This window comes from Psychromonas sp. B3M02, from assembly GCF_003318165.1.
Taxonomy (GTDB): domain Bacteria; phylum Pseudomonadota; class Gammaproteobacteria; order Enterobacterales; family Psychromonadaceae; genus Psychromonas.
Window position 1 is genome coordinate 1 of the sequence record NZ_QOCB01000057.1, and the last position, 13,432, is coordinate 13,432.

The window sequence follows — 13,432 nt, forward strand, 5'->3', positions numbered from 1 at the left end:
GTATTAAATAACTGATCTAAATTTTGCGCCGGAAAAATGGCTTAGTTTGAGGCGTAAGTTGATGTAAATGGTTGTTCCCTATACGAAACTTACAACGAAAAAATAAGTTGTTTTAACAAGTAAAATAGATCAGTTACTTACTATGATTGGTATAATAACCCTAACAAATAAAAAAGCCTGATTAATATCAGGATTTTTCTTTATTCGCGAGTCTATGTGAAGGCATGTCTCAATACGATTTCACGCTCTTCACTCACTAACAATGTTAAGACTGCTGCGCGAGATTCAAACCATAGGCAGCGATGATTAAGACCACCAGCCCTAACCCCTTGAGCAATCCTTTTTTATTCACTTCTGGCTCTATTTTGCATAATTTACCAAACCAAAAGTGCGCTAATACACTACATAAGATGGCGTAAATAACTGTTACTTGCCCTGCCTCATTAACCGCATCAAAGGGGGTATAAAGGTAATGGATAAATGAACTTGTTATGGATGAGATAAAAAATAAAGGCGTATGTGTTAATAATGCGTAAGCAACAAAAAAAACAAAAATAGAAAACGGTAAGCGATAAGGCACTAATTTCGACTGTGGCGCAGGCTGGGTCATAGACTTCTTCTTATATAGGTAATGTAGTGGATTTTATTCATCGCGTAGATTACCTAAGCCTCTACTTTTAGCAATCTTTTAACCTCAGATCACGGCTGTAAATGTGATGATTGCACACTTCTAATATCCACAGATAATTTAGATAGCTGTTAACTATCAAAATACTAAAAACAAACGATTTAACCTATATTTAAAACTAAATTATATTAGCTATATATTCAACAAGGAGCGCTAATGAGCCAAATACACCCCCCCCCTCTACCCAATACAATTAATTGCCCTGCGAATATGCCAATTAAAGAGACCGCGTTAGTTGTTGAAGGTGGCGGACAACGTGGTATTTTCACTGCGGGTGTATTAGACAGCTGGTTAGCACAAGACTTTAATCCATTTTCACTATTGATCGGCACCTCTGCTGGTGCTCAAAATTTATCAACCTACATGACACGTCAATCAGGTTTTGCTAAACGATCTATTATGCAACTATCTAGACACCCTAATTTTTTTAGTATGAAACGCTCTTTCTCTAAACGTAATGCAATGGATCTAGACTGGTATTTTGATCGCGTGAGCGAGCCAGAGTATCAACTGAATATACAATGTGCAGAAAGCCAGTTAGTGAATCGACAATTGCTATTTTCTGCCACTAATATAAAAGGGTTTGGTCCGGCCTTTCTTGAGCCCACTGCAGATAGTTGGTTGACCATGTTAAAAGCATCTAGCGCGTTACCTTATCTATATAAAAAAGGCGTCGCGATCGGTACCGATAATTTTGTCGATGGAGGAGTTGCATTACCGATTCCAATTCAAGAAGCTTATAATCGTGGTGCTAAAAAAATCATTGTATTACGTACCGCGCCTACTGACCGCAATGTTGGTTATCCATGGGCTCGTAAATTAAAGTCTTGGGTGTGTAAAACAGATAAGTGCCCCAAAGTATTGGATATTATTACTGGTTATGAGAATGCTTATAATCAAGCACTTAACTTTATTAAAAAGCCACCAAAAGATGCTCAAGTTATTGAGATTGCACCTCCAACTAAGCTTGCAAGCCGTATCCTCGGGAGTAGCGATCAAGCCTTAATGGCGGATTACCAAATGGGCTTTGAAGTCGGTCAGGCGTTTTTACAAAGCCAATCAGCACAGCTATTTAAAATGCATTAAATAGCTGCAATACTTAGCCGAAAACATGGTTTTATCGGTGTTTGTACTGTGTAGCACAATAAGCTCGACTCACTTCAGGTGATCTCAACTTAATATGTTTAGTCTTTCTGCCACTAACCCGACTGCGCCACAGCTTGAAACTGCCAGACTTCAACTGAGCACGCATAAAGGTAATCAAGGCTTTCTCACTCAACCCAAACTGATCTTCAATGGCTTCAAAGGGTGTTCTATCCTCCCATGCCATCTCAATCACTCTCGATACTTCACTGTCTGTTAGGGTCATGATTATTTCCACCGTTATTAAAAACCACTAATACGCAGTAAGTACTTTCTGAGTTTAATATTTTAATAAACAGTAATAAATTTGTCATATGGCTCCTTTAACCTAAAGCTCGCTTTTATCCCCCCCGACAAAAAGAATAAGGTAATACCATGACGAACTTATTAGATAAAGAAACTGACTTTAGCAGCATGATTGACGCACGTTTATCACGTCGTCGTTTTTTAATGGGTACAGCAGCAGTAGGTGCAGGTGCATTTTTAGCGGTAAACCCAGTAGCCAAAGCAGTAGCTGCAAGCATGGACAGCAAGCTATTAAATTTCACTCAAATTCCTGCTTCAACTAGCGATACTATTGTGGTGCCAAAAGGTTACAGCACAAGTAACTTAATCTCATGGGGTGACCCAATTTTCCCAGGTGCGCCGGCATTCAATCCCAACGGTAAACAAGATGCAAAAACACAAGCCATGCAGTTTGGTGACAATACTGATGGCATGAGTATTTTCCCACTTTCAAAAGACCGTGCCATTATGGCGATTAACAACGAATATACTAATTACCAATTCCTTTTTGACCATCAAGGTAAAGCGATGACTGCTGATGATGTGAAAAAAGCACAAGCAGCTCATGGTAATACGATTGTTGAAATAGTTCGCAAAGACGGTAAATGGTCAATAGATAAAAACGGTAAAGCTAACCGTCGTATCACCGCCAATACTGAAATGATGATGACGGGTCCAGCCGCTGGTGATGACTTATTAAAAACTAAAGCAGACCCAACAGGAACAAAAGTACTGGGTACTATCAATAACTGTGCAAATGGTGAAACGCCATGGGGTACTTATTTAACTTGTGAAGAAAACTTCAACGGTTTATTTGGGTCTGATGAAGCAGTTGCATTAGATGACAACTTCAAACGCTACGGTATTAAAACAGACGGTAACAAATACCAATGGCACCCAACTGACAAGCGTTTTGACCTTGCAGTAAACCCACAAGAAGCAAATCGCTTTGGTTGGGTTGTTGAGATTGACCCTAAAGACCCAACATCAACACCACTAAAACGCACTGCATTAGGTCGCTTTAAGCATGAAAATGCCGCTGTAGTTATCAATGATGATGGTCATGTTGTTATCTACTTGGGTGACGATGAGCGTGGCGAGCACTTATACAAATTTGTTTCTAAGAATAAATACCAAGAAGGCAACAACGCTGCAAACCGTGAATTGCTTGAAGGGGGTACGTTATACGTTGCTAAATTTGCCATGCATGCTGATAAACTAGAAGGTAACGGTGAGTGGATTGAGTTAACTTATGGTAAGAATGGCTTAACCAAAGAAAATGGCTTTAACAGCCAAGCTGAAATACTTATCTTTGCGCGTAAAGCAGCAACACAAGTAGGTGCAACAACCATGGATCGTCCAGAATGGGTTGCCGTTCATCCAGACAAAAAACATGTATTCTGTACCTTAACCAACAACAAGAACCGTGGTGTTAAAGAAGGCCAAGATGTTGATGGTGTTAACCCTCGTGCAGAGAACCATTACGGTCAAATTGTACGTTGGATGCCAAGCAATGTAGACCATACCAGTGCTTCATTCAAGTGGGATTTATACCTGATTGCCGGTAACCCAACTGTGCATCAAGGTGATTTATACGCGGGTAGTGCAAACATTAATAAAGACAATATGTTTAACAGCCCTGATGGACTTGGTTTTGATAAAGCAGGTCGTTTATGGATCCAAACTGATGGTGACTTCTCTAACCAAGGTGACTTTGCAGGGCAAGGTAATAACCAAATGTTATGTGGTGATCCTGAAACGGGTGAAGTACGTCGCTTCTTAACCGGTCCTATTGGTAGTGAAGTAACGGGATTAACTTTCTCTGAAGACCAAAAAACCATGTTTGTGGGTATTCAACATCCAACCGGTCACTTCCCAGCGGGTGGTGATAGTAAACCACGCTCAACGATTGTAATGATCACTAAAGATGATGGCGGTGTTATCGGTAGCTAATACCGATACTTAAATACCCAATTTAACACCGGATATTTAACGCAAAAAAGGGAACCTATCTAGACATGGTTCCCTTTTTTATTGCTCTGTAAATTTGCTATTGACGGTTAATCAGTTAATGCAACAATCAAGAGATCCACTGATGTTGTATTCATGAGTCCCCCAACTGTCGGGCTGACACGACTCCAAAAATCATGGTGATGACCACATACAATTAAATCAATCCCCGCTTCTGTAACTGGTACTTCCAAACTATGACTAATATCACCATTAACAACATACTTGTGGCTAACTTGGTAATCCAGTTGATCAGCCAATGCTGCCAGTTGTTGATTAAGGTCTTCAAGGTCTGGGTAAGCAGCTGCGCTTGCGAGGCTTAAGTCCATGAAACCAGTAAACCCATACTCGCCGAACTGTTGATTAGCATGCACCAGTGACAGTTTAGCATCTAAAGATTTAGCAAGTTTAATCCCTTTATCAATCACTAATTGATTATCTTCTGCAAAATCCACAGTCACTAAAATATGACGGTAACTCATAGAAACCTCCTTCATCAAGATATTGCTTTGTTGTACCTATTATATTAGTAGTAAAGATAAAGTGAACCTGATACCAACAGCACATTACTGTAAGACAAATCGGCTTTTAGCTATTTTAATGAGCCAGATCAAAAGGCGGGAGAGAAAGGGATAAATAGAGGAAAGTGGAGGCGTTATGTTCAGGTTAAGGCCCGTAATAATCACATTAAACGAAATGCAGCTAAACGCTTTTATCCCATAAAAGCGTTTAGCTTATTTATCATTAATGATTTAAGGCAGCATCCAACTCTTTGGCAATACCCTCTGCGGCTAACATGCCACGATTTAATGACCAAAGCGCCGAAGATACTTGTACCATCTGCCCTGTTTTATTGATGTTAAGCAACTTAAATAGTGGATTTTTTTCCCAACTTTCCAATACCGTTACTGGTTTACTGCGTACATAGAACAACCAATCAGGATTCACTCGTAACAACACTTCTAAATTAGCTTGTATTAAATGGTTATCCTGTAAATCAGGTAATGCTGATTTCAAACCAAGATAGCTAAATAAACTGCCAGTAAAAGACAGAGGGCCATGCATCCACATGCCACGCTCATTGACCGTGGTAAACTGTATGGTTTCATCACTCTTAAAGCGTTCACGATAGTTATCCATTAACTGTTTATGTTGCTCAATACGAGCCAACATTTCTGGCTCTTTGCCTACCGCTTTGCCTATGACTTTCGCTGCTTGCAATGCATCAAGGTAACTCTCGCCACGGCTTTTTAATAACATGGTTGGCGCTATTTGAGACAGGTCGTCATAACTAACACGGTGACGATAAATATCACCAATAATCAAGTCAGGCTTAAGGCGGGCAATGACTTCTAAGCTCGGCTGAGAGCGCATGCCAACAGACGTCCACGGATCCAGTAAATCGCGCACTGCGGGGATGATCCGCTGTGGATCTAAGTCATCTGCAACACCGATAGGTGAGATGCCAATGGAGGCAAGTGCATCAATAAATGAATACTCTAATACCACAATGCGTTTAGGCGCCTCGGTTAAGACTAACGTCCCAACTTCATGCTCAACTTCAATACTCGCCTGTGCCGGTAATACAGCACAAAGGAGTATTAAAGCGCCGAAAAGGCGCTGATAAACAAACTTAAGCACGGTTAGAATTTACCCGATAAGCTGAACGTAATATTGCGTGGATCACCTGCATAAATGCTTGTATCGCCTGAACCACCTGTGTAATACAACTCATCAAATACATTTTCAACATTCAAAGACGCACGGTAATCATTGATTTCATAATGAAGCCCTAAATCAATCGTCATATAACCAGGTAATTTTACGCGGTCTGTTGAGTCTTCGTCAGTGTAACGAGAGCTTTCATAGTTGGCACCTAATGTTGTCCCTACGATACCGTCAGCAATTTTGTACGGGAAGTTATACTTAGTCCACACGTAGGCATCATGTAATGCACTGCCTGGTGTTCTATTACCTTCAATATTTTCATCAGGGTTATCGGTGATACGTGCATCGACATACGCGTAGCCCAATTTAACTTGCCAGTTTTCTACCGGTAAAATTAATAACTCAACTTCAACACCTGTACTTTTAACTACACCTAGCAGCTCATCTTCACCAGTGGTTTCATTCTCTTCTACTACGTTATCTTTTTTGATATCAAAGTAAGCGATGGATAAGTTTGCTTTGTTATTAAACAGGTCAGTCTTGGTGCCCACTTCGTATTGACGCCCTCTTTCTGGGTCAAAGTTATTACCATCTGCGTCAGTATCTTCGATACTATTGGGGTTAAAGCTTTCGCCGTAACTTGCGTATAACGACGTTGCTTCCGTTAAGTGATAAACGACACCACCTTGAGAAACAAAAGCGTCACTTGAACTAGACGCAGTAGCCCCCGTATCAACACGCTCAAAGTCAGCATCTTGGCGTGTATAACGTACTCCGCCCATGACCGTCCACGTTTCATTTAAATAGATGGTATCTTGTAAGTAAGCCGCGTAATTCATGTAATCAGTGACGCGGTGATTTAGGCTGTAAGAGTCTTCATCACGTTCAGTTAAGTCTTCTGGGTCATAGAAATCTACGTCGGTTGTTGCGTAAGTTTCACGTTTAAAGTCTTTTCTTTCAAACCCGACATTGACGCCGACTAATACTTGATGCTCTATATCACCAGTCCATAAGCTACCTGTCGTTCTTACATCAACAGTATGGTATTGGCGTTTATTGAGATTGTGACGATCACGTAAGGTAACGCTATCAGTGTCATTATCTACGTCTCTTGATTCATATAATGTGTATGAATCTTCATGCCAGACACTGCGCCAATCCACTGTGATATCAAACTCATCTGTTACCATGGTGTTATAAGTTGCAAAGCCAACAATACCCTGATCTTTATCGTAATCATCCGCAGATTGGTAATGCGTATCGATTGATGCAATTTGATTAATATCATGATCTAATACTGCTAAACCGTCATCGGCTACACGCTTTTCAGACTGAAACTCTAAACCAAACGTTACTTCTGTTTCTGTATCAGGACGGTAAGTTAGTGTTGGAAATAAGTAATAGTTTTGTGCATCTACATCATCACGATATGAGTTAGTGTCTTCCGCACTTAAAATTAAACGATATAACCATTTTTTATCTTCCGTTAACGGGCCAGTTGCATCTATCGTTCCTGTAAAACTATTGTCATCACCAAATTCACTGACACCTGTACTGTAGCTATTACCTGAAATATCATAACGAACCGCAGCTTCTTCTTGTGGCTTTTTAGTGATGATATTCATCAAACCACCTGGCTGTACCTGGCCATACATAATAGAAGCAGGACCTTTTAAGATTTCCACTTTTTCAACATTGGCCGTGGTTGGTGACCCAAAACGAGAGGCTAACCCTGGTAAACCATTCACTTGAATATTACTCAAGTCTGTATCAATACCACGAAGACTAAAGCTATCGGCATTGGTGCCTGATTGACTCAACCCCGTTGTGTAACCGTATGCATCAGACAATGATTCCGCACGAATATCTTGTAAAAACTGTTGATTGATAACATTGACTGTAAGCGGTGTATCTTTAGGGTCAACATTGCTCTTAGTGGCCGTGCTGACTTCCGGGTTTAAATAGGAGTTTTGTTTACCCACAACGACCATTGTTTCAAGCTCTGTGGTCGCTTCTTCAGCAGATACGTAAGAGGTTAATCCTAAAATTAGGGCGAGACTGTGAGTAACAGGATTCATAGCAAATTTCATTGTCGATTGCTCATGTTGTAGTTTAGGTGATAGAAAATCCGTTTAAGGCCTTCTGCATACAATTTTTTCATTCAAATAGTCCACTCCAGCGGCATTTGAACGTATTACGCGAATAGTATTGATAATCTATATCATTCGCAAGAGGAAAAAGTACTTTTGATTAAGTAAAGGCTTTTATTTGATATTGATTGTTATTGCCCTTTAAAATAGAATCCTCAAGGTCTAGTAGGCGATATAACTTGAGTTGTAAGGCCTAAGCGAATAAACAAGGTAGCTTCTTTCCTCACTTAGGTATTTCAAAATATTATGCCCTTCTCTACTCGATATATTTTGCTCTTTGCTAGCGCATTGATTTTACTCTTATTTAGCTTTGCTTATTCACTCATTGCTTGGTCTAGCTTCCCGCTTAACCTGTCACATATCTCTGCTTATTTTTTTAATTTTGACCATCAGAGTATTGAACAACAAATACTAGCGACGACACGCATCCCAAGATTACTAGTGGCAATATTAATTGGCACAAATTTAGCCGTAGCCGGTGTACTGATGCAGGGCTTAACCCGTAACCCACTTGCTTCTCCTTCTATTTTAGGTATTAACGCTGGGGCAGCTTGCTTTATGGCACTCGCTAGTATCGGTATTAATGTGTTAGGTGAAGTGTCGAGTTTAGTCTCGGCATCGGTTGGTGGGTTGGTCAGCGGTGCGTTAGTGATTTTTCTAGGGGGATTTTTTTCAGCCCGTAGTAACCCCTTAAAATTGATTTTAGCGGGCATTGCGATTAATGCCTTACTGATTGGTATTACGCGGGCAGCAATCATTTTAGCCGATGATAGAGCCTATAGTGTGATCACATGGTTATCTGGCTCATTAGCGAGTATGGACTGGCAACAATGGCAACTGTTATGGCCAACCAGCCTGGTTGGTTTAGTGATTTCGGCCTATGTTGCTAAAAACCTAAACTTACTGGCATTAGGTAATGAGGTAGCAACGAGTTTGGGCATTAATATCGCTTTCACTCGTTTTTTATCTTGTATCGCAATTATTTTATTAACTGCTTCTAGCGTCGCTGTCGTTGGACCAATTGGCTTTGTCGGGTTGATAGTGCCGCATATTGCTAGGCGATTAGTCAGTAATAACTATCTATTGTTATTGCCGATCAGTGCATTATTAGGCAGTTGTTTAATTGTTTGGGCTGATGCGTTATCTCGCGGTATTGCTTTTCCAGCCGAAACACCTGTGGGTGTGATCACCGCATTAATTGGCGCTCCTTTCTTCGTATTCCTCAGTATTAGGAGCAAAGCACTATGAAGCACTTAACGCTCTCCGTTCTGTTGCTGATTTTACTGCTAATAGGCATTGCTAGTCTGTTTGTTGGTGCTTCAACACTTTCTGCACAACAGATCATCGATACTTTACTGCACAGCGGCGAATACGATTTCATTGTTAACCAATACCGTTTACCTCGATTATTATTAGCGATTGGTGTTGGTGCAGGCTTGGGGTTATCTGGCTCGTTAATTCAAGGTGTCATTCGTAACCCTTTAGCCTCTCCTGACTTAATGGGTATTAGTGCAGGTGCTGGATTAGCCGCCACCAGCTTATTAGTCTTTTATGCTGCAGCACCTGTTTATCTCTTATTATTAACTGCCTTATCAGGTGGTTTAATCGCCGCAGCGATTATTTTATTAATCGCTTATAAGACCAAACCAACACCGATCAGACTGGCCTTAATTGGTATTGCCATTAGTACTTTCTTATCCAGCGGCATCGATTTTTTAATTATTGTAAACCCCGTTGAAATGAATACTGCGATGGTCTGGTTAACTGGCAGTTTATGGGGAAGAAACTGGACACAAGTCCCTATTATCTGGGCAACACTCGCGGTTGTACTGCCCTTCGCCTTTTGGTTAGCCTGGCGGTTGGATGTGATGGGACTCGGTGAAGATTGTGCAACGTCCTTAGGTATTCGCCCTTCCAAATTGCAGCTAATTGCATTATTAACTGCCGTGATCTTAGCGAGTATCAGTGTTGCGGTGGCAGGGACTATCGCATTTATTGGGCTATTAGCTCCACATCTAGCGCGTATGTTATTCGGTCATGATCATAAACTACTGATCCCTGCCTCGGCTTTATTAGGCGCATTAATGCTAATTATTGCAGATACCTTAGCCAGAGGCTTGCAACCCCCACTCGAACTACCAGCAGGTGTATTAACATCATTAATTGGTGCGCCCTATTTTATTTTTTTATTGCAACGTTATAAGGCTTGGTAATGATATCGACCGACAATCTGACAGTATCCTATGGTGATAAAACCATTATCAATGATCTTAGCTTAGCCTTACCTAAGGGAAAAATTACCGCCTTAATTGGTCCTAATGGCTGTGGTAAGTCCACTCTTTTGAAAGCATTAGCGCGCATTAATAAAGCCAGTGCAGGGCAAGTATTACTCAACGATCAACCTTTACAAACCTTTGCTGATAAGCAATTAGCGCAACAGTTGTCCTTATTACCGCAAATACTCACCACTCCCGAAGGTGTCACTGTACAACGTTTAGTGGAGTATGGTCGCTCCCCTTATATTTCTCATTGGGGAAAATTAAGTGGCCAAGATAAACAGATTGTTGAACAGGCGATGCAAGAAACACAAGTCAGTGAGTTTGCCACGCAAACAGCTAGCTCCCTTTCAGGCGGCCAAAGACAACGCGCCTGGATTGCTATGGTGCTGGCGCAAGATACGGAAGTGGTGATGCTAGATGAACCCACCACTTACTTAGATTTATCCCACCAAATTGAACTAATGAAATTAATGCAGGCGATGAAAGCCAAGGGTAAAACGGTGATTGTTGTACTGCACGATCTCAACCAAGCCTGTCGTTACTGCGATCATCTAGTCGTCATGAAACAGGGTGAAGTGGTTGCAGAGGGTGAACCTAAAGCGGTATTCACTGAGCAATTATTACAGGATGTATTTTCCCTCGCCGCTAAAGTGGTACCCGATCCTATTGCTAATACGCCTATGTGTGTGGCCTATTAGGTATTAAAATAAATACCTTTCAATTTTAATCTGATAGGCATTTAATAGTACGGTAATATCAAGTATTTATTTTATGCCTTCTGCCCCAGTATTATATTGAAAAGGAATATTCTGTGAATAAAACACTGCTAGCAAGCCTTATCTCATCGACGCTCATTATCACCAGTGTGAATACCTATGCAGAAAATTATTCTGCTAAATTAAGACTTCTCGAAACATCGGACATTCACGCGAATGTGATGGATTATGACTACTATAAAAGCAAACCAGATATCACCATTGGCTTGGCACGCACAGCGAGCTTGATCAATCAGGCACGTAATGAAGTAGATAATGTTCTGTTGGTTGATAATGGTGATTTACTACAAGGTAGTCCAATGGGAGACTTTATTGCGAGTGAATTTAAACAAGGCCGCGAATTTACTTTACACCCTAGTTATAAAGCGATGAACCTGTTGGACTATGAGGTAGGTAATATAGGTAACCATGAATTTAATTATGGTTTACGTTTTCTTGAAAAAGCGATCCAGGGAGCAAACTTCCCCTATATTAATGCCAATGTATATTGTCAGTCGGACTGTTGGCAAGATAAAAAAGAAGGCGATAACCTATTTACCCCTTACTTAATAAAAACCACCGATATCATTGATAATGAAGGTGTAAAACGCACTATTAATATTGGTTATATCGGCTTTGTTCCCCCGCAGATCCTTCAATGGGACAAGCAAAACCTCAATGGTAAAGTGACAGTGAAAGGGATTGTAGAAACTGCACAGAAATTCATTCCTGAAATGCAAGCGGCAGGTGCAGACCTGATCATCGCAATTCCCCACTCAGGGATTGGCTCTAGTGAGAACCCGAATAATGTACATGCTGAAAATGCCACTTACGCGTTGACCACAGTAGAAGGTATTGATGCAATCATGTTTGGGCATAGTCACTCTGTTTTTCCTAGCCAACAATTTTCAGAAATACCTAATGTTAATATAGAAAAGGGATTAATTAATGGTATTCCCGCGGTGATGCCAGGTCGATGGGGTGATAATTTAGGGGTGATAGATTTTAATTTAACTTACAGAGATAACAAATGGGTCGTTATCGATGCAAAGTCTGAGTCTCGCCAAATATTCAAACGTGACAAGCAAGGCGCTAAGGTTGCATTAGTCGATGCAGATAAGAGAATTCATGAAGCGGTTGCAAAAGACCATAAAGGTACATTAGCTTTTGTAAACGCCCCTATCGGTAAAGCTGATAATGATATGTATAGCTTTTTAACCTTGGTTCAAGATGATCCAACGGTACAAATTGTCTCTGATGCACAATTACGCTATATAACCACGCAAGTTGCCGCATCAGATAATAGTGACTTAAAGGGACTACCTATTTTATCCGCGGCTGCTCCCTTCAAAGCCGGAGGTCGTCATAGTACCGCTTCTGATGTGGATGCATACGTTGAAGTAGCTAAGGGTGATTTAACCTATAAAAATGCCGCCGATCTATACCTCTATCCAAACACAGTGGTGGCATTAAAAATAACCGGAGAGCAACTCAAAGATTGGTTGGAGTGTAGTGCTAATCAATTTAATCAGATTGATGCTAACTCAAACAAACCACAATATTTAATTAACTGGAAAGACCACCGTACTTATAATTTTGATGTTATCGATGGTGTGAGTTATAAAGTCGACGTTACCCAGCCTAGTAAGTTTAATGGTGACTGTACCGTGGTGAACCCAGATGCACAACGTATCGTTGACTTAACCTATCACAATGGTCAAGGCATCGCGTTAACTGGTGACGCATTAATGCAACAAGACTTTATTATTGCCACTAACAACTATCGTGCATTTGGTGGGAAGTTTGCCGGAACAGGTAGCGAATATGTTGTTATGGAACAACCCGATACTAACCGAGATGTGCTGTCTGCTTACATCACAGCAGAAACTAACAATAAAGGGGTTGTTGACCCATCGGCAGATAACAACTGGGATTTCCTTGATATTAAAACAGATACGACCTTAGATGTTCGCTTTGAAACCCAAGATAGCGAATTAGCAGACCGTTTTATCACTGAAAATGCACAACGCAGATTAACTAAGCGAAGCCAGCCAGATAGCTTAGGATTTGCTGTTTATAATATTGATTTAAAAGCGCAATAAAACTAAAGATTAAATGTAAAAAGCGAACCAAACGGTTCGCTTTTTAATATATAAAACTCACTGCTATTAAGATTTCTTTTTGGACTGCTCAAGCAGGTAACTGATGAAATTTTTAATGCCTGTCAGGTTTAATTCTGCACTCATCATATGATGGTCTAAGTCATTGATTTCATGCTCTTGTTTTAAGTGCTCGCGACGCGCCACTTCGGCTTTTAATTCAACTAACGTAGTTTGTGTTTCATCGATTAATTTATTTAATCTTTCAGTAGTTAACACTTGTAAATTACTCATCTAACCTTCCTTAATAATACTTTTATTAATCGCTAATGACTAATACCAATCATAGTAAATA

At 40.5% G+C, this 13,432-nt stretch carries 12 protein-coding genes; 6 read left to right on the forward strand and 6 right to left on the reverse strand.

All coding sequences use genetic code 11. The annotated features are described in order from the left end of the window. Positions 1 to 265 precede the first annotated feature (265 nt). Positions 266 to 610 carry a hypothetical protein gene (locus tag DS885_RS07180; RefSeq protein WP_113818752.1) on the reverse strand — a complete coding sequence of 115 codons (345 nt, stop codon included), beginning with the start codon at positions 608 to 610 and terminating at the stop codon, positions 266 to 268. Between the two features lie 234 nt (positions 611 to 844). Between DS885_RS07180 and DS885_RS07185 the strand changes: the two genes are divergently transcribed. Next, a complete protein-coding gene (locus DS885_RS07185) occupies positions 845 to 1,774 on the forward strand; it encodes a patatin-like phospholipase family protein (RefSeq protein WP_113818753.1) in 930 nt (309 codons plus the stop codon). Between the two features lie 31 nt (positions 1,775 to 1,805). Here the strand turns inward: DS885_RS07185 and DS885_RS07190 are convergent, their stop codons facing one another. Continuing rightward, positions 1,806 to 2,057: a TIGR03643 family protein gene (locus DS885_RS07190; protein WP_113818754.1), complete on the reverse strand. Its 252-nt coding sequence runs from the start codon at positions 2,055 to 2,057 to the stop codon at positions 1,806 to 1,808. A 149-nt stretch (positions 2,058 to 2,206) separates the two neighbouring features. On the opposite strand from DS885_RS07190, the gene DS885_RS07195 reads away from it, so the two are divergent. Then, positions 2,207 to 4,069 carry a PhoX family protein gene (locus tag DS885_RS07195; protein ID WP_113818755.1) on the forward strand — a complete coding sequence of 621 codons (1,863 nt, stop codon included), beginning with the start codon at positions 2,207 to 2,209 and terminating at the stop codon, positions 4,067 to 4,069. 107 nt (positions 4,070 to 4,176) lie between these two features. Here DS885_RS07195 and DS885_RS07200 read toward each other — a convergent pair whose 3' ends face one another. The 3 genes from DS885_RS07200 to DS885_RS07210 form a co-directional block, all read right to left on the reverse strand. Further along, entirely contained in the window at positions 4,177 to 4,608 is a 432-nt protein-coding gene (locus tag DS885_RS07200; protein WP_181817725.1) for a universal stress protein, read from the reverse strand. 262 nt (positions 4,609 to 4,870) lie between these two features. Next, complete coding sequence (locus tag DS885_RS07205; RefSeq protein ID WP_220149663.1) at positions 4,871 to 5,767, reverse strand: Fe(3+) dicitrate ABC transporter substrate-binding protein; 897 nt, start codon at positions 5,765 to 5,767, stop codon at positions 4,871 to 4,873. A 2-nt stretch (positions 5,768 to 5,769) separates the two neighbouring features. Next, positions 5,770 to 7,872, reverse strand: a complete 2,103-nt coding sequence (locus tag DS885_RS07210; protein WP_220149664.1) for a TonB-dependent siderophore receptor — start codon at positions 7,870 to 7,872, stop codon at positions 5,770 to 5,772. Between the two features lie 318 nt (positions 7,873 to 8,190). Here DS885_RS07210 and DS885_RS07215 point away from each other — a divergent pair, with 318 nt between their 5' ends. The 4 genes from DS885_RS07215 to DS885_RS07230 all read left to right on the forward strand — a co-directional run bounded on the left by DS885_RS07215 (position 8,191) and on the right by DS885_RS07230 (position 13,080). Continuing rightward, positions 8,191 to 9,192 carry a FecCD family ABC transporter permease gene (locus DS885_RS07215; RefSeq protein ID WP_113818758.1) on the forward strand — a complete coding sequence of 334 codons (1,002 nt, stop codon included), beginning with the start codon at positions 8,191 to 8,193 and terminating at the stop codon, positions 9,190 to 9,192. Beyond that, positions 9,189 to 10,157, forward strand: coding sequence for a FecCD family ABC transporter permease (locus DS885_RS07220; protein WP_113818759.1), 969 nt, complete (start codon positions 9,189 to 9,191; stop codon positions 10,155 to 10,157). The genes DS885_RS07215 and DS885_RS07220 overlap by 4 nt, the downstream gene beginning before the upstream one ends. After that, the gene (gene fecE / locus DS885_RS07225) at positions 10,157 to 10,921 is read left to right on the forward strand and encodes a Fe(3+) dicitrate ABC transporter ATP-binding protein FecE (protein WP_113818760.1); all 765 of its coding nucleotides are present in this window, start codon (positions 10,157 to 10,159) and stop codon (positions 10,919 to 10,921) included. Before DS885_RS07220 ends, fecE begins: the two co-directional genes overlap by 1 nt. Before the next feature lie 113 nt (positions 10,922 to 11,034). Continuing rightward, entirely contained in the window at positions 11,035 to 13,080 is a 2,046-nt protein-coding gene (locus DS885_RS07230; RefSeq protein WP_113818761.1) for a bifunctional 2',3'-cyclic-nucleotide 2'-phosphodiesterase/3'-nucleotidase, read from the forward strand. A 66-nt stretch (positions 13,081 to 13,146) separates the two neighbouring features. Here the strand turns inward: DS885_RS07230 and DS885_RS07235 are convergent, their stop codons facing one another. Further along, entirely contained in the window at positions 13,147 to 13,371 is a 225-nt protein-coding gene (locus DS885_RS07235; protein WP_113818762.1) for a hypothetical protein, read from the reverse strand. Positions 13,372 to 13,432: the final 61 nt, after the last annotated feature.

Excerpts from the sequence above, each read along its gene's own strand:
- DS885_RS07235 (WP_113818762.1), bottom strand. The coding sequence starts at position 13,371 with ATGAGTAATTTACAAGTGTTAACTACTGAAAGATTAAATAAATTAATC.
- DS885_RS07195 (WP_113818755.1), top strand. The coding sequence starts at position 2,207 with ATGACGAACTTATTAGATAAAGAAACTGACTTTAGCAGCATGATTGAC.
- DS885_RS07200 (WP_181817725.1), bottom strand. The coding sequence starts at position 4,608 with ATGAGTTACCGTCATATTTTAGTGACTGTGGATTTTGCAGAAGATAAT.
- DS885_RS07210 (WP_220149664.1), bottom strand. The coding sequence starts at position 7,872 with ATGAATCCTGTTACTCACAGTCTCGCCCTAATTTTAGGATTAACCTCT.
- DS885_RS07185 (WP_113818753.1), top strand. The coding sequence starts at position 845 with ATGAGCCAAATACACCCCCCCCCTCTACCCAATACAATTAATTGCCCT.
- DS885_RS07215 (WP_113818758.1), top strand. The coding sequence starts at position 8,191 with ATGCCCTTCTCTACTCGATATATTTTGCTCTTTGCTAGCGCATTGATT.
- DS885_RS07180 (WP_113818752.1), bottom strand. The coding sequence starts at position 610 with ATGACCCAGCCTGCGCCACAGTCGAAATTAGTGCCTTATCGCTTACCG.
- DS885_RS07190 (WP_113818754.1), bottom strand. The coding sequence starts at position 2,057 with ATGACCCTAACAGACAGTGAAGTATCGAGAGTGATTGAGATGGCATGG.
- fecE (WP_113818760.1), top strand. The coding sequence starts at position 10,157 with ATGATATCGACCGACAATCTGACAGTATCCTATGGTGATAAAACCATT.
- DS885_RS07220 (WP_113818759.1), top strand. The coding sequence starts at position 9,189 with ATGAAGCACTTAACGCTCTCCGTTCTGTTGCTGATTTTACTGCTAATA.